Here is an 18,577-nt window from a genome sequence, read left to right as displayed (position 1 = left end):
CTAAGCAATCGGCGGCTCGCCGGCCAGGCCCGGGCCCCGTTCGATGTCCGACGTGAACACCTCCAGGTTCTGGGCCACCTCGCGCACTTCCTCGAAGCGGGCGATGTGGTACAGGGCCTCGCCCTCGTTGACCAGCGGCAGATTGTTGCGTCCCACCAGAATGCCCGCGCAGGGGGATTCGATGTGCACGTCCTCGCCGCCGAAGGGGCTGGAAATGCGGCCGATCAGCTGGCCTTTCCTGAGCCAGGCGCCCAGCGCCACCAGGGGCAGGAACACGCCGTCCCGTTCCGCCCGCACCCAGCTGGACGAGCGCGCGATGTGCGGCTCCAGCGGCGCGCGGGTCTTGCGCGGGCCGGTCATGGCCAGGTGATGGATCACGTTGAGCACGCCCTTGACCCCGGCGCGGATGCAGCTTTCGTCGAAACGCAGCGCCTCGCCGGCTTCGTAGGTGATCACCGGAATGCCCTGGGCCTCGGCCACCTCGCGCAGGGTGCCCTCGCCGAGCACCGAGTTGATCACCACCGGCACGCCGAAGGCGGCGGCCATGGCGGCGGTGTCGTCGTTGGACAGATCGGCGCGGATTTGCGGCAGATTGGCCCGGTGGATGGCACCGGTGTGCAGGTCCACCGCGTGGGTGGCCCGGTCCAGCACCTGGGTCTTGAACTGCCAGGCCATGCGCGCGCCCAGACTGCCGGTTTCGGAGCCCGGGAAGCTGCGGTTCAGGTCACGGCGGTCCGGCAGGTAGCGGGTCTTGTGAATAAAGCCGAACACATTGACCACCGGCACCGCCAGCAGGGTGCCGTTGAGCCGCTTGAGCGCGGAATGGCGCAGCAACCGGCGGATGATCTCCACGCCGTTGAGTTCGTCGCCGTGAATGGCGGCGCTGACCAGCAACACCGGCCCGGGGCGGCGACCGTGAATCACATGGATGGGCACGTTCAGCGGCGTCTGGGTATAGAGCTGCGCCAGCGGCAACTCCACCTTGGCGCGGGTACCCGGCTGCACGGTGACGCCGTTGATCTCGAACGGCGCCACTTTTTCGCTACGGCTCAACCCTTGGCTCCCTTGGTCTGGGTGCGGTTGGGACGGGCGTTGGTCTCGATGAACTTGATCATCATGCCGGCCACGTCCTTATTGGTGGCGGTCTCGATCCCTTCCAGCCCCGGCGAGGAATTCACCTCCATCACCAGGGGCCCATGGTTGGAGCGCAGGATGTCCACGCCGGCCACGTTGAGGCCCATGATGCGCGCCGCGCGCACGGCGGTGGCCCGTTCTTCCGGGGTAATGCGGATCAGGCTGGCGCTGCCGCCCCGGTGCAGGTTGGAGCGGAACTCGCCGGGCAGCGCCTGGCGTTTCATGGCGGCGATCACCTTGCCGCCCACCACGAAGCAGCGGATGTCGGCGCCGCCGGCTTCCTTGATGTACTCCTGCACCATCACCGACACGTTCAGGCCCATGAACGCCTCGATCACCGACTCCGCCGCCTTGCGGGTTTCCGCCAGCACCACGCCGATGCCCTGGGTGCCTTCCAGCATCTTGATCACCAGCGGCGCGCCGCCGACCATGCTGATCAGGTCGGGAATATCATCCGGGGAGTGGGCGAAGCCGGTCACCGGCAGGCCCACGCCCTTGCGCGACAGCAGCTGCAGGGAGCGCAGCTTGTCCCGGGAGCGGGAGATCGCCACCGATTCATTGACCGGGAACACGCCCATCATCTCGAACTGGCGCAGCACCGCGGTGCCGTACTGGGTGATCGAGGCGCCGATCCGCGGAATCACCGCGTCGAAGCCTTCCAGCACCTCGCCCTTGAAATGAATCTCGGGCTTGTGGGACACCATGCTCATGTAGCAGCGCAGGGTGTCGATGACGTGCATCTCATGCCCCAGATCCTGCCCCGCCTGCACCATGCGGCGGGTGGAATAGAGATGCTTGTTCCGGGACAGAATCGCAATCTTCATGGTTGACGCTCGTTACCGCCGAGTAGAAAAGACGCCTGGGGATGCACCACCAACTGATCCATGGCGGTGCGCCCAAGCAACATGCGGAATTTCATGGTTTCGCGGTCGGTGAGGGTGATCTCCACCGGCCAGCGGCGCCCGCCCAGGGCGAGCAGGGTGCGGATCACCGGGCGCTCCTCGCGGTGGCCGCCGGAATCGGACACCACCCGCCGGTCCAGCAGCGGCGCCTCGCACTCGCGCACCTGATCGGAATCCTGAAACGGGTGGATGCGAAAGCGAATCCATTCGCGACCGTCCCGTTCAAAGCTGCCGACCTCGAAAGCGTGCAGCGCGGAGGTCCGCGCGCCGGTGTCCACTTTCACCTTGATGGCCTTGATACCCAGGTCCGGGAGGCTGGCCCATTCGCGCCAGCCCACGGTGGTTTTATTCATCCGGGGGTTCCTGTTCCCTGCTTTGGCTTACCGGCAGCCTACACAGGGAGCCAGGCCGGCGCTAGCCGCAACGCTCAGGGGGCTGGCCGCGTCAGGGCCGCGTCAGGACAGCTTGCGGCCGTTCTTGGCGGCGATGCGCAGACGCAGGGCGTTGAGCTTGATAAAACCCTCCGCGTCCTTCTGATCGTAGGCGCCGGCATCGTCCTCGAAGGTGGCGATGGACGCGTCGAACAGGCTGTCGTTGTCGGAGCGGCGGCCCACCACGGTGGCGTTGCCCTTGTACAGCTTCATGCGCACGTCGCCGTTGACGTTGTCCTGGGTGGCGTCGATCAGCTTCTGCAGCGCCAGGCGCTCCGGGCTCCACCAGTAGCCGTTGTAGATCAGCTCGGCGTACTTGGGCATCACCGAATCCTTCAGGTGGGCGGATTCCCGGTCCAGGGTCAGGGACTCGATGGCACGGTGCGCCGGCAGCATGATGGTGCCGCCGGGGGTTTCGTAGCAGCCCCGGGACTTCATGCCCACGTAGCGGTTCTCGACGATATCGAGACGGCCGATGCCGTTGTCGCCGGCCAGCTTGTTGAGCTTGCTGAGCACATCGGCGGGGCTCAGGCGCTCGCCGTCGATGGCGACGATATCGCCCTTTTCGTAGGTCAGGGTGATGTAGGTGGGCTGATCCGGCGCGCTCTCCGGGCTCACGCTCCAGCGCCACATGTCCTCTTCCGCTTCCCACCAGGGATCTTCCAGGTTGCCGCCTTCATAGGAGATGTGCAGCAGGTTGGCGTCCATGGAGTACGGGGACTTTTTCTTCTTGCCGGCGAAATCCACCGGGATCTGGTGGTCCTCGCAGAACTGCATCAGCTTCTCGCGGGAGTTCAGGTCCCACTCGCGCCAGGGGGCGATCACCTGAATGCCCGGGGCCAGCGCATAGGCGCCCAGCTCGAAGCGCACCTGATCGTTGCCCTTGCCGGTGGCGCCGTGGGAGATGGCGTCGGCGCCGGTCTCCGCGGCGATCTCCACCAGCCGCTTGGCGATCAGCGGGCGGGCGATGGAGGTGCCCAGCAGGTATTCGCCTTCATACAGCGTGTTGGCGCGGAACATGGGGTACACGTAGTCGCGCACGAACTCCTCGCGCAGGTCCTCGATGTAGATTTCCTTGACGCCCATGGCCTGGGCCTTGGCGCGGGCGGGCTCCACTTCCTCGCCCTGGCCGATGTCGGCGGTGAAGGTCACCACTTCGCAGTTGTAGGTCTCCTGCAACCACTTGACGATCACCGAGGTATCCAGGCCCCCGGAATAGGCCAGCACCACCTTGTTGATATCCGACATGCCACACTCCAGAACTGATGCGAGAAACACTGATAAAACGAACGGGGCCGGGCGCGCCGATCGGCCCGCCCCGCGGGGCCGCGTATTGTACCCGTGGCGGTCCGCCGCCGTCACCTGTCCCGGCGCCGGGGAATGGGGTAGCATGAGCGCGCTTTGATGGGAGATGGCATGAGCGACAAGCACCCTTCCCTGGCGCTACGGTTCCGGGGCTTCCTGCCCGTGGTGGTGGATGTGGAAACCGGCGGCTTCGATGCCCGCACCGACGCGCTGCTGGAAATCGCCGCGGTTTTGCTGGATATCGATGCCCGCGGTTACCTGCGCCCCTCGACCCGGGTGCATTTTCATGTGGACCCCTTCCCCGGCGCCAATATCGAACAGGCGGCGCTGGATTTCACCGGCATCGATCCGCACAACCCGCTGCGCGGCGCCGTGGACGAGGACACCGCGCTCAAGGGCGTGTTCGCGCCGGTGCGCAAGGCGATCAAGAACCACGGCTGCAACCGGGCGGTGCTGGTCGGGCACAACAGCTTCTTCGATCAGGGTTTCCTGAACGCGGCGGCGGAACGCACCGACGTGAAGCGCAATCCGTTTCATCCGTTTTCCAGCTTCGACACCGCCACCCTGGCCGGGCTGGTGTACGGCCAGACCGTGCTGGCCAAGGCCTGCGAGGCGGCGGGCATCCCCTTCAATCAGCGCGACGCCCATTCCGCGCTGTACGACGCCACCCGCACCGCCGAGCTGTTCTGTTCCATGGTCAACCGCTTCCGCGACCTGGGCGGCTGGCCGCCGCCAGCGGCCGGCGCCATGCCGCCGACCCTGGCCAACGCCCTGGATTAGGAACAAAAAAAGGCGCCGGATCGGCGCCTTTTTGCTGGGCGGGTGAACAGGACGCTCAGGCGTCGCCTTCCACCGCCGCGCCGTCCACCAGCTCCTTGAGCTGACCGGACCGGTACATCTCCATCACGATATCGCAACCGCCCACCAGCTCGCCGCTGATCCACAGCTGCGGGAAGGTCGGCCAGTTGGCGAATTCCTTCAGGTTCTGCCGGATCTCCGGCGCTTCCAGAATGTTCACGTAGGCGAACGGCTTGCCCACGCTGGTCATGGCTTCCACCACCTGGGCGGAGAAACCGCACTGGGGAAACTGGGGGGTGCCTTTCATGTACAGCAGCACCGGGTTCTTCGCGATTTGGTCCTTGATGACCGCAATCACATCGTCCATAGAAACCACCTGGGTCGGAATGTGTGTCGGAAACGGTGAAGTGTGCAGAGAATGGGGGTTCACCGCGGCCTTTACAAGGCCCCGCCGCTCACATCGCCCCGTAGCCTCCGCCGCCGGGGGACGCCAGCCACAACCGGTCGCCGGCCACCGCCCGCCCGGCGTGCTTGGGCGGCAGGGTCTCGCCGTTAAGCCGGTTTTCACCGGCGGCGCCGGGCCCGCCACCGTCCAGCCCCCAGGGCCGGTGCCGCCGGCGTTCGGTGAGCAGGGTGAAGCGGGCCGGTGCCAGAAATTGCAGTTCCCGCTCGATGCCGTCGCCGCCCCGGTGGCGGCCGGGCCCGCCGCTGCCGCGCCGCAGCGCATAGCGCAGTACCCGCAACGGATAATGCTCTTCCAGGCTTTCGATGGGCGTGTTCAGGGTGTTGGTCATATGGCTGTGCACCGCCGACAGGCCATCGCCGCCGGCGTGGGCGCCCTGCCCGCCGGCCATGGTCTCGTAGTAGTCCCAGGGCCGCTCACCGCCCTCGCCCATGGCCAGATTGTTCATGGTGCCCTGGCTGGCCGCCGGGATCGCCGCCGGCAACGCGCCGGCCAGGGCGCCCAGTACCACGTCGACGATGCGCGAACTGGTTTCCACGTTGCCGGCGGCCACCGCCCCGGGGCGCCGGGCATTGACCAGACTGCCCGCCGGGGCGGCCAGGGTGATGGGCCGGAACAGGCCGGCGCAGGACGGCGCGTCGTCGGGCAGCAGGCAGCGGAAACAATACCAGGCGGCGGCCGCCGCCACCGACAGCGGACAATTGATGTTGCCGGCCACCTGCGCGGCGGTGCCGGTGAAATCCAGATGGGCCCGGTCACCGTCCACGGTGAGCGTCACGGCGATGGCAATGTCCCGCTGGCCCTGGCCGTCGTCGTCCATCAGGTCGGTGAACCGATAGACGCCGTCGGCCAGATCGGTCAGCCGCTGGCGCATGCGCCGTTCGCCGTAGTCGTTGAGCGCGGTCAGGGCGTCGTCGAGGGCGTCGGCGCCGCGCTCGGCGACCAGTTCCGCCAGCCGCCGGGCGCCGGCCTGGCAGGCGCTGGCCTGGGCGGCGAAGTCAGCGAAGCGCGGCACATCCAGCGGCGCCGCGTCGGCCCCGGGGTCCTCCGCCAGCCCGGCCAGACGCCGGCAAAGCGGCACCTGCCAGGCGCCGGCGCGCTTCAGCCATTGCGGCGCGATCACCAGCCCTTCTTCGTCCAGGGTCCGCGATACCGGCATGGAGCCCGGGCTGTTGGCGCCGATGTTGGCGTGGTGGGCGCGGGTCACGGTGAAGGCCACCAGGCGCTCGCCCAGGAACACCGGCGCCACCACCGTCACATCCGGCAGATGGGTGCCGCCCAGATAGGGGTCGTTGACCACCAGCAGGTCACCGGGCCGCCAGTGGCGGCCCTCCACCAGGTCGGCCATGGCGTAGGCCATGGACCCCAGATGCACGGGAATATGGGCCGCCTGGGCGCACAGCCCGCCGCCGGCGTCAAAAATGGCGCAGGAAAAATCCAGCCGGTCCTTGATGTTCGGCGACAGGGCGCTGGCGCGCAGCAAGGCGCCCATTTCGTCGCAGATTCCGGACAGGCGGTTGGCGAAGATGCTCAGTTGGATCGGGTTCATGGTCACTATTGAGCCAATTGCGTCACATGCCGTCCACCAGTATTATCCACAGTCCACCCGGCAGCCAAGGCTGCCGTTTTTCGTTTGGTGAGAAAGCAATGAGCGAGCAGTTCCTGATCCCCACCTATGCCCGGCAGCCGGTCGCCTTCGAGCGCGGCGAAGGGGTATGGCTTTATGACCAGGCCGGCAACCGCTACCTGGACGCCGTCGCCGGCGTCGCCGTGTGCAACCTGGGCCACGCCCATCCGGCGGTGACCCGGGCGCTGTCCGAACAGGCCGCCCGGCTGGTGCACACCTCCAATCTGTACCGGATTCCGGCCCAGGAAGCCCTGGCCGAGCGGCTGTGCCGCCTGGCCGGCATGGAGAAGGTGTTTTTCGGCAATTCCGGCGCCGAGGCCAACGAGGCCGCCATCAAGCTGGCGCGCCTGCACGCCCGCCGTCGCGGCATCGAGCACCCGGTGGTGCTGGTCATGGAAAACAGCTTCCACGGCCGTACCCTGGCGACCCTGTCCGCCACCGGCAACCGCAAGGTCAAGGAAGGCTTCGAGCCCCTGGTGGAAGGCTTCCGTACCCTGCCTTACAACGACCTGGCGGCGGTGGACGCCGCCGCCGGCGACGCCAATGTGGTGGCGGTGCTGGCCGAGCCGGTCCAGGGCGAGGGCGGCGTGCGGGTGCCGGACGACGGCTTCCTGGCCGGTCTGCGCGAGCGCTGCGACCGCCACGGCTGGCTGCTGATGCTGGACGAAATCCAGACCGGCAACGGTCGCACCGGCGGCTACTTCGCCTGCCTGGAACAAGGCGTGCGGCCGGACGTGCTGACCACCGCCAAGGGGCTGGGCAACGGCTTTCCCATCGGCGCCTGTCTGGTGGCCGGCGCCGCCACCGAGCTGTTCGGTCCGGGCAGCCACGGCAGCACCTTCGGCGGCAGCCCGCTGGGCTGCGCCACCGCCCTGGCGGTGGTGGAGACCCTGGAGCACGAGGTGGTGCCCACCGTCGCCGCCAAGGGCGAGCGGCTGCGCGCCGCCCTGCGCGAGCGGCTGGCGGATCTGCCGATGGTCCGGGAAGTGCGCGGCCGCGGTCTGATCATCGGCATCCAGCTGGACCGCGACGCCGGCGACCTGGTGGGCCGCGCCCGCCAGGCCGGCCTGCTGATCAACGTTACCGCCGGTTCGGTGGTGCGCCTGCTGCCGCCGCTGGTGATCGACGACCAGGAACTGGATTTTCTCGCCGACACCCTGAGCCGGGTGCTGGTCGAATTCGCCCGTGATTCGGAGCGCCCATGAGCACCCGTCACTTCCTTACCCTGATGGACCTGACCCCCAAGGAACTGGGCTATCTGATTCAACGGGCGGTGGAGCTGAAAACCATGCTGCACACCGGCCAGTTCCACGAGCCGTTGCGTGGCAAGACCCTGGGCATGATCTTCGAGAAGTCGTCCACCCGCACGCGGGTGTCCTTCGAAGTGGCCATGACCCAGTTCGGCGGCGCCAGCGTGTTCCTGTCGCCGCGGGATACCCAGCTGGGCCGCGGTGAACCGGTGGAGGATTCCGCCCGGGTGCTGTCGCGCATGGTCGACGCGGTGATGATCCGCACCTTCGATCACGACACCGTGGAGCAGTTCGCCGAGTATTCCCGGGTGCCGGTGATCAACGCTCTCACCGACGAGTTCCACCCCTGCCAGCTGCTCGCCGACATGCAGACCTACATGGAACACCGGGGCGCCATTCAGGGCCGCAAGGTGGTGTGGATCGGTGACGGCAACAATATGTGCGCCAGCTACATCAATGCCGCCGAGCAATTTGATTTCTCTCTCACCGTGGCCTGCCCGGAAGGGTTCGATCCGCCGGCGGCGCTGATGGAGGAATTCGCCCACCGGGTAACCCTGGAGCGGGACCCGGTGAAAGCGGTGGCCGGTGCCCACCTGGTGTCCACCGATGTGTGGGCGTCCATGGGCCAGGAAGAAGAGCAGGCCGAACGGGCCCGGCAGTTCGCCGATTATCAGGTCAGCCCGGCGCTGATGGACCGGGCCGATCCGCAGGCCGTGTTCATGCACTGCCTGCCCGCCCACCGGGGCGAGGAAATCAGCCAAGACATGCTCGACGACCCCCGCTCGGTGGTCTGGGACCAGGCGGAAAACCGTCTGCACGCCCAGAAAGCGCTGCTGGAATTCCTGCTGGCCGGCCAGTAAGCGCGGCGCCCGGCCGCGCCTACGGCTCTTCGCGACAAACCCGATCCCGCCCCTGACTCTTGGCCAGATAGAGGGCGTGGTCGGCCCGGGCGATCAACTGATCGATGCTCTCCCCCGGCCGATAACAGGCCACCCCGGCGGACAGGCTCACCGTGGGCGGCCCGTTGAGGGCGCGGAAATCCCGCTGCCCCCAGCCCTTACGCAGACGCTCCGCCGCCAGCTCCGCGCCTTCCAGGGTGCTCTGCGGCAGCACCATGATGAATTCCTCACCGCCCAGCCGCGCCAGGTAATCGCCGCCGCGCAGGTCGGTAAGGGCAAAATCGGCGAAGTCCCGCAGCACCCGATCCCCCCAGCCGTGGCCGAAGGCGTCGTTGATCGCCTTGAAATAATCCAGGTCCACGTAGCACACCGAGAACGGATAGATGCCGCCGTCGGCCAGCCCCTTCTGATGTTCCAGCACCTGCAGGATATGGCGCCGGTTGAACAGGCCGGTGAGATCGTCACGGATGGCCAGATCACGGACCTGTTCCAGGGCATCGGCCAGGGCCTGGTTCTTCACCGCCAGTCGCCGGCGCAGCCCGTTGACGCCGCTGCCGGTGACCGCGAAGCTCACGCTCACCAGGGTGAACACCAGCCACTGCAGGGCCTCCAGGGTCGGGCTCAGGCGCAGGCCGTGGTAGTGCCAGGCCAGCGCCAGCATCGCCAGGTAGCCGACGCTGGCCAACAGCGCCAGGGCCAGCAGGCCGCCGGCACCGAGCCGGAACGACACCAGCAGCAGCAGCGGGAAAAACAGCATCAACGCACTGATGCGCGCCTCGTCCAGGCCGAAGCCGGTGGTCAGAAAGGCGGCCAGCAAAATCACCGCCGCCGGCATCGACAGGCTCGGCTCCCGCCACTCGGCGGTGAGCCCCAGCTCAATCAACCCCAGGTACACCAGCCCCGGCACCAGCAGCCCGGCGATCACCGTCACCAGCAGGATCGGCGCCAGCTGCAGCACCCCCAGCCACCACAGCAGCAGGGTCAGCAGCACGTGCAGCGCCGCCACCGACAGCACCGCCCGCCCGTGGCGGCGCATCAGGCGCCGCTCGCTGACGGTCAGCCGCCGTACCCGGCGCCAGTCGTCCGGCGTCTTCATGGCGGGCCCGCCGTCATTACCCGGTCACGGCCGCCGGACTTGGCGCGGTAGAGCAGGTGGTCGGCGCGCGCCATCACCTGGTCCGGGGTTTCGTTCTGGCCGACCACGGTGAGTCCCACGGAGGCGGTCACTTCCAGCGCCGGCGCCGCCATGAACCGCTGGGCGCGCAGCGCATCGAGCAGGCCGGTGACGCTGTCGCGGGCCTGGGCCAGGTCGATCACCGGCATCACCAGCAGAAACTCCTCGCCGCCCAGCCGCGCCACGATGTCCTTTTCGCCCAGATACCGGTGGGTGAGTTCGGCGAAGCGCACCAGCACCCGGTCGCCGAACTGGTGCCCGTAGCGGTCATTGATGCGTTTGAAATGGTCCAGGTCGACGAACGCCACCGCCAGCAGAAAGCCGCCCCGGCGCGCCTGACGGCAGGCCTTGTCGAGCAGTTCCATGGCATGACGGCGGGCATAGAGGCCGGTGAGTTCATCCCGGATCGCCAGGTCCTGGATGCGCTCCAGCAGGTCGGAGAGCTGGCGGTTACGCTCGCGCAAACGCAGGCGGATGCTGGAAATCTCGCTGGCCAGCAGCACCATGGCCAGGGTGATCAGGGCGAACAGCAGCCACTGGCCCCACTCCGCCACCGGCCGTGGCAGCGCGCCGTTCAGTTGCAGATGGAGCAGCACCAGGGCGTAGCCGGCCACCGCGCCGGCCGCCGCCCGCGCCACCCGCCGGCGCCGTACCCGGAACACGCCCTGATGGAGGATCGCGAAGAAGAAGCTCATCACCGCCAGCCGCACTTCCTGGACGAACGCCACCGACAGCAGCAGCGCCACCGTCGACCAGACCATCAGCGGCTCGGTCATGGACGGGTCCTCCAGGCGCCGGTTGAAGCGCAGACCGGCGAACCCCAGCAGCGCCAGGTGCCCTCCCCAGATCACCAGGAACAGCGCGGCGAAGGCGACGTCGCCGCCGTGGAAGAACCCCCATTGCAAAATCAGCCAGCAGACCAGCGTATGGGCACCGCCGCCCACCAGCAGGGCGAAGGCAAGCCGCCGCAAATAGAGATCCTGGCGTTCGCCGGGCACGGCGTGCCAACCACGCATACGATCCTTCCCCCAGGCCATCGACACGGACGCGAACGGTGCTGCCATGGAGTTGCCCTCCCGCCGCGCGGCGGGAGAGCTGGATTATGAGTCAGCAGAACACCGGTTACCCGAAGGAATGATAGTTAAAAATGTGAGGCCATTCACATTTTTTGGTCGACTTTTCAGGACCGGTTATCCGAACAGACGCGTTTCACGGCGTCCCGCCAGCCCCGATAACGGCGCTCCCGTTCACTCTCGTCCAGCGCCGGCTGGAAGGCCCGGTCCCGTTGCCAGTGGCTGGCCACCGCATCCAGGTCCTCGAACAGGCCCACTCCCAGACCGGCCAGGTAGGCGGCGCCCAGGGCGGTGGTCTCGGTGACCCGGGGCCGGTCCACGCGCACCCCGAGCACGTCGGCCAGGGTCTGGCCGAGCCAGTTGTTGACCACCATGCCACCGTCCACGCGCAGGGTGGTGGGCCGCTGTCCGCAATCGGCGGCCATCGCCTCGAGCAGATCCCGGGATTGGTAGCAGACCGCTTCCAGACCGGCGGTGACCACCTCGGCGATGCCGGTGTCCCGGGTCAGGCCCAGCAGCGCGCCGCGGGCGTGGGGGTCCCACCAGGGCGCGCCCAGGCCGGTGAAGGCCGGCACCAGATAGACGCCGCCGGCGGAGCCCACCCGCCGCGCCAGCGCCTCGGTCTCGCTGGCGTGGGAGATCAGATTGAGGCCGTCGCGCAGCCATTGGATGGCGGCGCCGGCGACGAAGATCGAGCCTTCCAGCGCATAGGTGGTGCGGCCGTTGAGCCGGTAGCCGACGGTGGTCAGCAGGCGGTTTTCCGAGGTCACCGCCTCGCCGGTGTTCATCACCATGAAGCAGCCGGTGCCGTAGGTGCTCTTGACCATGCCGGGTTCGAAACAGGCCTGGCCCACCAGCGCCGCCTGCTGGTCCCCGGCGATGCCGGCCACCGGCACCGGCGCGCCCAGCAGGGCGGTGTCGGTGCGACCGAACTCCCCGGCGCTGTCGCGCACCTCCGGCAACAGGGCGGCGGGGATGTCGAACACCGCCAGCAGGTCGTCGTCCCATTGCTGGGTATGGATATTGAACAGCAGCGTGCGGGACGCATTGGTGGCGTCGGTGGCGTGCACGCGGCCGTGGGTCAGTTTCCAGAGCAGCCAGCAATCGATGGTGCCGAACGCCAGCTCGCCGTCGCGGGCCCGCTGGCGGGCGCCGTCCACATGGTCCAGCAGCCAGGCCAGCTTGGTGGCGGAGAAATAGGGGTCCAGCAGCAGGCCGGTGCGCTCGCGCACCAGGGCTTCGTGGCCGTCGTCCTTGAGGCGCTGGCAGGTGTCGGCGGTGCGCCGGTCCTGCCAGACGATGGCGCGGGCCAGGGGCTCGCCGGTGCGCCGGTCCCACAGCACCGTGGTCTCGCGCTGATTGGTGATGCCAATGGCGGCCAGGTCCGACGCCTCCACGCCGGCGTTGCGCAGCGCCTGCCGACACAGGGTAATCGCGTCGTTCCAGATTTCCGCCGCGTCGTGCTCGACCCAGCCGTCGCGGGGAAAGTGCTGCCGGAATTCCTTCTGCGCCTGGCCCAGGGTTTCGCCGTCGCGATCGAACACGATGGCCCGGGAGCTGGTGGTGCCCTGGTCGATGGCGAGAATAAAAGACGACATCATGCCTCCGCTGCAAGTCCAGGGGGCGCGCGGCAGACGCTACTCCGGCGTGACCTGGCCGCGCCCCAATACGTGTTGTTGTCGTTGATGCCGGGGCAGAATGACACGAAAGCGCGCGCCGCCCCAGTCGCTCTCGGACACCCGGATCTCGCCGCCGTGCCACTCGATGATGCGCTTGACGATGGACAGGCCCAGGCCGTAACCGCCGCTGGCCCGGTGGCGGCTCTTGTCCAGCCGCGCGAACGGTTTGAACACCCGCTCGCGCTGATGCTCGGGAATGCCCTTGCCGTCGTCGTCCACGTCCAGCACCCGGTAGCCGCCCTCCTCGCGCAGGGTCATGCGCACCCGCGAGGCGGCGTAGCGCAGCGCGTTGGTGACCAGATTCTGCAGAATGCGGTGCAGATAGCGCGGATCGCCGTCCACGGTCAGGTCCGCGTCGCCTTCCACTTCGATGGCGATGTCACCGCGGATGCCGTCCAGCTCGCCGGCCAGTTGCTCGCAGATCTCGCGCAGGTAGACCGGCTGGAAGTCGATGTTCGGGGTGCCCTCCTCCAGCCGCGCGTAGGTGAGGATTTCATCGATCAGCTGGTCGAGCTGTTCGATGTCCCGGTCCAGGGCGTTGAGTTTGTCCCGGCGTTCCTCGGCGGACTCGCAGTCGGCCAGCATCTCCAGGCCGAAACGCAGCCGCGCCACCGGCGTGCGCAGCTCGTGGGACACCGCCCGGGTCATCTCCCGCTGGGCCTCGATCAGGCGCCGGATATGGGCGGTCATGCCGTTGAAGGTGGAGGCCACCTGGCCGATCGGGTCGTTACCGCGCACGTCCGCGTAGGCGGCCAGGTCGCCACCGCCCAGGCGTTTCACGGCGCGCCCCAGGCGCCGCAGGCGGGTCTGCAGCGGGCGCACCTGCAGGTAGGTGGACACCGCCACCAGCAACAGCGCCAGCACGCCGGCGATGGCCAGCAGCTGCCAGGGGAACGGATCGAACAGGTACATGGGGCCGAGCACCAGCACCCGGGGCACCGCGTCGGCGCCGCCGTCCACCGGCATCAGCACCCGCACGCTGGCGTCGCGGCTGGTGCTGTCGGAGAGACTGAACACCGCCTCGCCACGCAGCAGCCGCTGGCGCTGTTCGCCATCCAGTTGCAATTCCGAGGCCGGCTGAAGCCGCAGGGGATAACCGAAATGCTGGCGCAGTTGGTCGAGGGCCGCGTCGCCGCCGCCGCGCTCGCCAAGATAATCCAGCACCAGCCGGGCGGTGGCCCGGGCCTGTTGTTCGGACAGGCGGTTGAGACGGGCGCGCAGGTAGAGGGGCGCGTCCGGCAGGGCATAGAGCACGTCCACGGTGGACGCGTCGCCGTTACCGCGCAGCACCACCCGGCCCTCATCCAGATGCAGCGCCTCGCGATAGGAAAGTCGCAGGCCGGCGCGGTCGTCCACCGCCACCGGCGCGCCGAACAGCCGGCTCAGGTGCAGCGACCAGGCCTGGCGGCCGGCGGTGTCCTGCCCCCGGTAGCCCTCGGCCATCAAGTAGAAGGTGCCCTTGGCCATGCGCTCGCGGTACAGCAGGGAACGGTAGTCGTTGACCAGCTCCACGCCGGCATAGGTGAGCGCGCCGATGATCAGCAGCGCCACCAGGATACCGCCGTAGATACGGACGAAGATGCTGCTCAAAGGGGGTGCTCCGCCCCGGCGATCAGCCGGTGCTCATTTCCCGGACGAACAGGTAGCCCTTGGAGCGCACGGTCTTGATGCGCTTGGGGTTCTCCGGGTCGTCGCCCACCTTGGGGCGGATGCGCGAGATGCGCACGTCGATGGAGCGGTCCTGACCGTCGTACTGGATGCCGCGCAGCTTCTCGAAGATGGTTTCCCGGGACAGCACCGTGCCGGCGTTGGAAGCCAGCAGCCACAGCAGGTCGTACTCGGCGCTGGTCAGATCCACGGACTCGCCGCGCAGGGTCACTTCGCGGGCGGAGTTGTCGATCACCAGGGCGCCGAATTCCAGGCGCGACGGGGAACTGTCACGCTCATTGTCGGTTTCCACCCGCCGCAGCAAGGCGCGGATGCGGGCCAGCAGCACCCGCGGCTTGACCGGCTTGGCCACGTAGTCGTCGGCGCCCATTTCCAGGCCCAGCACCTGGTCCATGTCGTCGGTGCGCGCGGTCAGCATCAGGATCGGGTTCTTGAAGGCGCCGCGCACCTCACGGCACACCGTGAGCCCGTCGGCGCCCGGCAGCATCAGGTCGAGCACCACCAGATCCGGCTGCTCGGAACGGATGCGGCGGATCGCTTCCTCGCCGTCGCTCACCACGGTGACGTCGAGGCCGTTGGACTGAAGATATTCACAGGTGAGATCGGCGAGACGTTCGTCGTCTTCCACGATCATGATGGTCGGCGGGTTATCCTGCACGGTGGTCATCCCGTCCTTGTCCTTATCAATTATGTATTGTGGGCCGTTCGCATTCTTTTATACGCATACCGGTGCGCCCCGGCAACTGAAACGGCGCGCCCGCGCGGCACAATATATAGGGTTTGCCGGGCCGGCCCAAGCGCCCCGGAGACCGGCCCCCGGATTGCCCACAAAACCCCACAAATTATCCACAGGATTTCCCCAGCCGGAAAGGTTGCAAATGGCCTGTCTCACCTATAACTTGTAGCCGTATCGGGCAGCGACCCCAAGATATTGGGTTTTGGAACCTTTTTTCGGGATGCCGGGCCGATTCTTTTCCGCCCCCGAAAAAACGCCGTCGGATCAGCCGCTTACGGCTCCCGAGGACGCCCAGGGCCGCCCCACCCGACCTGCGAAGCACGAATCGAGATACTACATATGGTGTTTGCGCCGCCGGACCGCATTCCCGGCCCCCGCCATCGCCGACCGGAGACCGGCGGCGCGAGCACCCGCCAGACGGCTAAACGCCGTCCGGCAAACGGACAAACAGCACCCGACAGACATAAGCAAAGCCAAAGCACACAGACGGAGAGGGCATCATGCAGACGGATATGAACCGTGATCAGGCCAATCCCGGCGTTCACGCCGGCGACGATGCGGAACGCGACGTGGCGGCCACCGCCCCTGGCCAGCTGCGCGTGATCAAGCGCAACGGCAAGGTGGTCTCCTACGACGACGACAAGATCACCGTGGCCATCACCAAGGCCTTTCTGGCCGTGGAAGGCGGTACCGCGGCGGCCAGCTCGCGCATCCACGAAACCGTGGAGCGCCTTACCGAGCAGGTCAGCGCCACCTTCAAGCGTCGCATGCCCTCCGGCGGCACCATTCATATCGAGGAAATTCAGGACCAGGTGGAACTGGCGCTGATGCGTAACGGCGAGCACAAGGTGGCCCGCGATTATGTCCTGTACCGCGACCAGCAGGCCCGCAAACGCGCCGAGCGCGCCCGCGACCTGCCCGAACCCAAGCACAAGGTGGACATGTCCGTCACCATGGAAGACGGCAGCCGCGCGCCGCTGGACATGGCCCGCCTGGAGCACCTGGTGCACGAGGCCTGCCACGGCCTGGAACAGGTCAGCCCGGACAAGATCATCGCCGAAACCGTCAAGAACCTGTACGACGGCGTCTCCATCAAGGACGTCAACACCTCCATGGTGATGACCGCCCGCACCATGATCGAGATGGAGCCCAACTACTCCCAGGTCACCGCCCGGCTGCTGATGGACAAGATCCGCGCCGAGGCCCTGCAATACCTGGGCGTGGCCGAACGCGCCAACCAGGAAGAGATGGAAGACCTCTACGCCAAGGCGCTGGCCGCCTACGTGGAAAAAGGCATCGAGTACGAACTGCTGAGCCCGGAACTGGCCGAGTTCGACCTGGCCAAGCTGGGCGCCGCCATCGACGGCAAGCGCGACCTGCAGTTTTCCTACCTGGGTCTGCAGACCCTCTACGACCGCTACTTCATTCACCACAAGGACACCCGCATCGAGCTGCCGCAGTGCTTCTTCATGCGCGTGGCCATGGGTCTGGCGGTGCGTGAGGAGCAGCGCGAAGAGCGCGCCATTGAGTTCTACAACCTGCTCTCCAGCTTCGACTACATGAGCTCCACGCCGACCCTGTTCAACGCCGGCACCCTGCGTCCGCAGCTGTCCAGCTGCTACCTGACCACGGTGCCCGATGATCTGTCCGGCATTTACAGCGCCATCCACGACAACGCCATGCTGAGCAAATTCGCCGGCGGCCTGGGCAACGACTGGACCCCGGTGCGCGCGCTGGGCGCCTACATCAAGGGCACCAACGGCAAATCCCAGGGCGTGGTGCCGTTCCTGAAAGTGGTCAACGACACCGCCGTGGCGGTCAACCAGGGCGGCAAGCGCAAGGGCGCGGTCTGTGCCTACCTGGAAACCTGGCACATGGACATCGAAGAGTTCATCGAGCTGCGCAAGAACACCGGCGACGATCGCCGCCGTACCCACGACATGAACTCCGCCAACTGGATTCCGGACCTGTTCATGAAGCGGGTGATCAACGAGCAGGACTGGACCCTGTTCAGCCCCAACGACGTGCCGGACCTGCACGATCTGTACGGCGAAGCGTTCGAGAAGCGCTACGAAGAATACGAAGCGATGACCCGCGACGGCCGCATGAAGCTCTACAAGCGTCTGCCCGCCACTAATCTGTGGCGCAAGATGCTCTCCATGCTGTTCGAAACCGGCCACCCCTGGTTCACCTTCAAGGACCCGTGCAACCTGCGCAGCCCGCAGCAGCACGTGGGCGTGGTGCACTCCTCCAACCTGTGCACCGAGATCACCCTGAACACCAACAAGGACGAGATCGCGGTGTGCAACCTGGGTTCCGTGAACCTGGCCCAGCACGTCGGCGACAACGGCCTGGACCGTGACAAGCTGGCCAGCACCGTGAAAACCGCGGTGCGCATGCTCGATAACGTCATCGACATCAACTACTACAGCGTGCCCCAGGCGGAACGTTCCAACATGAAGCACCGGCCGGTGGGCCTGGGCATCATGGGCTTCCAGGACGCGCTCTATAAGCAGGGCTACAGCTACGCCTCCACGGAAGCGGTGGCGTTCGCCGACCAGTCCATGGAGGCGGTCAGCTACTTCGCCATCCAGGCCTCCGCCGACCTGGCCGAGGAACGCGGCGCCTACCAGAGCTTCGACGGTTCCCTGTGGAGCCAGGGCGTGCTGCCGATCGACTCCATCGACATCCTGGTCAAGCAGCGCGGCGAGGAATACTGCAAGGTGGACCGCAGCCAGACCCTGGACTGGGACAGCGTGCGCGAGCGCGCCAAGAAAGGCATGCGCAACTCCAACGTGATGGCGATCGCCCCCACCGCCACCATCGCCAACATCACCGGCGTGTCGCAGTCCATCGAGCCCACGTACCAGAACCTGTACGTGAAATCGAACCTGTCCGGCGAATTCACCGTGGTCAACCCGTACCTGGTGAACGCGCTCAAGGAGCGCGGCCTGTGGGACAACGTGATGGTCAACGACCTCAAGTACTACGACGGTTCCGTGCTGCCCATCGAGCGCGTGCCGGCGGACCTGAAGGAACGCTTCCGCACCGCCTTCGAGATCGAACCGCGCTGGATGGTGGAAGCCGCCAGCCGCCGGCAGAAGTGGATCGACCAGGCGCAGTCCCTGAACCTGTACATCGCCGAGGCCAACGGCAAGAAGCTGGACGTGACCTACAAGATGGCCTGGCTGCTGGGTCTGAAGACCACCTATTACCTGCGCGCCATCGGCGCCACCCAGACCGAGAAGTCCACCATCAACGACGGCAAGCTCAATCGGGTGTCTTCCGGCGGCGGTGAAGCCCCCGCCGCCGCGGCCGGCGCGAGCGCCGCCGACGGAGAGTTCAGCCAGGCGGCGGACGTGCCCCAGGCCTGCTCCATCGACGACCCGGATTGCGAAGCCTGCCAGTAACGCACTGAACGAATCGGAAGGAGACACA

15 protein-coding genes are annotated in these 18,577 nt (G+C 67.1%); 4 read left to right on the top strand and 11 right to left on the bottom strand.

What is annotated here, in order from left to right:
• The 4 genes from ACLD0W_RS09130 to ACLD0W_RS09115 all read right to left on the bottom strand — a co-directional run bounded on the left by ACLD0W_RS09130 (position 1) and on the right by ACLD0W_RS09115 (position 3,715).
• Positions 1–1,053 carry a succinylglutamate desuccinylase/aspartoacylase family protein gene (locus ACLD0W_RS09130; protein WP_410307174.1) on the bottom strand — a complete coding sequence of 351 codons (1,053 nt, stop codon included), beginning with the start codon at positions 1,051–1,053 and terminating at the stop codon, positions 1–3.
• The gene (rimK, locus tag ACLD0W_RS09125; RefSeq protein ID WP_410307173.1) at positions 1,050–1,958 is read right to left on the bottom strand and encodes a 30S ribosomal protein S6--L-glutamate ligase; all 909 of its coding nucleotides are present in this window, start codon (positions 1,956–1,958) and stop codon (positions 1,050–1,052) included. The genes ACLD0W_RS09130 and rimK overlap by 4 nt, the downstream gene beginning before the upstream one ends.
• Positions 1,955–2,389 carry an ATP-dependent zinc protease gene (locus ACLD0W_RS09120; protein ID WP_410307172.1) on the bottom strand — a complete coding sequence of 145 codons (435 nt, stop codon included), beginning with the start codon at positions 2,387–2,389 and terminating at the stop codon, positions 1,955–1,957. The genes rimK and ACLD0W_RS09120 overlap by 4 nt, the downstream gene beginning before the upstream one ends.
• Positions 2,390–2,491: 102 nt before the next feature.
• On the bottom strand, positions 2,492–3,715 hold the full coding sequence (locus ACLD0W_RS09115) for an argininosuccinate synthase (protein WP_410307171.1): 1,224 nt from the start codon (positions 3,713–3,715) through the stop codon (positions 2,492–2,494).
• A 156-nt stretch (positions 3,716–3,871) separates the two neighbouring features.
• On the opposite strand from ACLD0W_RS09115, the gene rnt reads away from it, so the two are divergent.
• On the top strand, positions 3,872–4,552 hold the full coding sequence (gene rnt / locus ACLD0W_RS09110; protein ID WP_410307170.1) for a ribonuclease T: 681 nt from the start codon (positions 3,872–3,874) through the stop codon (positions 4,550–4,552).
• Between the two features lie 55 nt (positions 4,553–4,607).
• On the opposite strand, the gene grxD is transcribed toward rnt, so the two are convergent.
• Complete coding sequence (gene grxD / locus ACLD0W_RS09105; protein WP_204428385.1) at positions 4,608–4,937, bottom strand: Grx4 family monothiol glutaredoxin; 330 nt, start codon at positions 4,935–4,937, stop codon at positions 4,608–4,610.
• Positions 4,938–5,025: 88 nt separating this feature from the next.
• Entirely contained in the window at positions 5,026–6,582 is a 1,557-nt protein-coding gene (locus tag ACLD0W_RS09100) for a hydantoinase B/oxoprolinase family protein (RefSeq protein WP_410307169.1), read from the bottom strand.
• Between the two features lie 98 nt (positions 6,583–6,680).
• On the opposite strand from ACLD0W_RS09100, the gene ACLD0W_RS09095 reads away from it, so the two are divergent.
• Both ACLD0W_RS09095 and argF read left to right on the top strand, forming a co-directional pair.
• Complete coding sequence (locus ACLD0W_RS09095) at positions 6,681–7,865, top strand: aspartate aminotransferase family protein (protein WP_410307168.1); 1,185 nt, start codon at positions 6,681–6,683, stop codon at positions 7,863–7,865.
• A complete protein-coding gene (gene argF, locus ACLD0W_RS09090; protein WP_410307167.1) occupies positions 7,862–8,770 on the top strand; it encodes an ornithine carbamoyltransferase in 909 nt (302 codons plus the stop codon). The genes ACLD0W_RS09095 and argF overlap by 4 nt, the downstream gene beginning before the upstream one ends.
• Positions 8,771–8,789: 19 nt before the next feature.
• Here the strand turns inward: argF and ACLD0W_RS09085 are convergent, their stop codons facing one another.
• The 5 genes from ACLD0W_RS09085 to ACLD0W_RS09065 form a co-directional block, all read right to left on the bottom strand.
• Positions 8,790–9,905, bottom strand: coding sequence for a GGDEF domain-containing protein (locus ACLD0W_RS09085; RefSeq protein WP_410307166.1), 1,116 nt, complete (start codon positions 9,903–9,905; stop codon positions 8,790–8,792).
• Entirely contained in the window at positions 9,902–10,999 is a 1,098-nt protein-coding gene (locus ACLD0W_RS09080) for a diguanylate cyclase (RefSeq protein ID WP_410307165.1), read from the bottom strand. Before ACLD0W_RS09080 ends, ACLD0W_RS09085 begins: the two co-directional genes overlap by 4 nt.
• Positions 11,000–11,163: 164 nt before the next feature.
• Complete coding sequence (glpK, locus tag ACLD0W_RS09075; RefSeq protein ID WP_410307164.1) at positions 11,164–12,654, bottom strand: glycerol kinase GlpK; 1,491 nt, start codon at positions 12,652–12,654, stop codon at positions 11,164–11,166.
• 39 nt (positions 12,655–12,693) lie between these two features.
• A complete protein-coding gene (locus ACLD0W_RS09070; RefSeq protein ID WP_410307163.1) occupies positions 12,694–14,325 on the bottom strand; it encodes an ATP-binding protein in 1,632 nt (543 codons plus the stop codon).
• A 22-nt stretch (positions 14,326–14,347) separates the two neighbouring features.
• Positions 14,348–15,070 carry a response regulator gene (locus ACLD0W_RS09065; RefSeq protein WP_204428400.1) on the bottom strand — a complete coding sequence of 241 codons (723 nt, stop codon included), beginning with the start codon at positions 15,068–15,070 and terminating at the stop codon, positions 14,348–14,350.
• 569 nt (positions 15,071–15,639) lie between these two features.
• On the opposite strand from ACLD0W_RS09065, the gene ACLD0W_RS09060 reads away from it, so the two are divergent.
• Positions 15,640–18,549, top strand: coding sequence for a ribonucleoside-diphosphate reductase subunit alpha (locus ACLD0W_RS09060; protein WP_410307162.1), 2,910 nt, complete (start codon positions 15,640–15,642; stop codon positions 18,547–18,549).
• Positions 18,550–18,577 lie beyond the last annotated feature (28 nt).

It is taken from the genome of Alloalcanivorax sp. C16-1 (genome assembly GCF_046507805.1).
GTDB lineage: Bacteria > Pseudomonadota > Gammaproteobacteria > Pseudomonadales > Alcanivoracaceae > Alloalcanivorax.
Note: the sequence above shows the minus strand (reverse complement) of the source record. Positions and strands in the feature narration are given on the sequence as shown.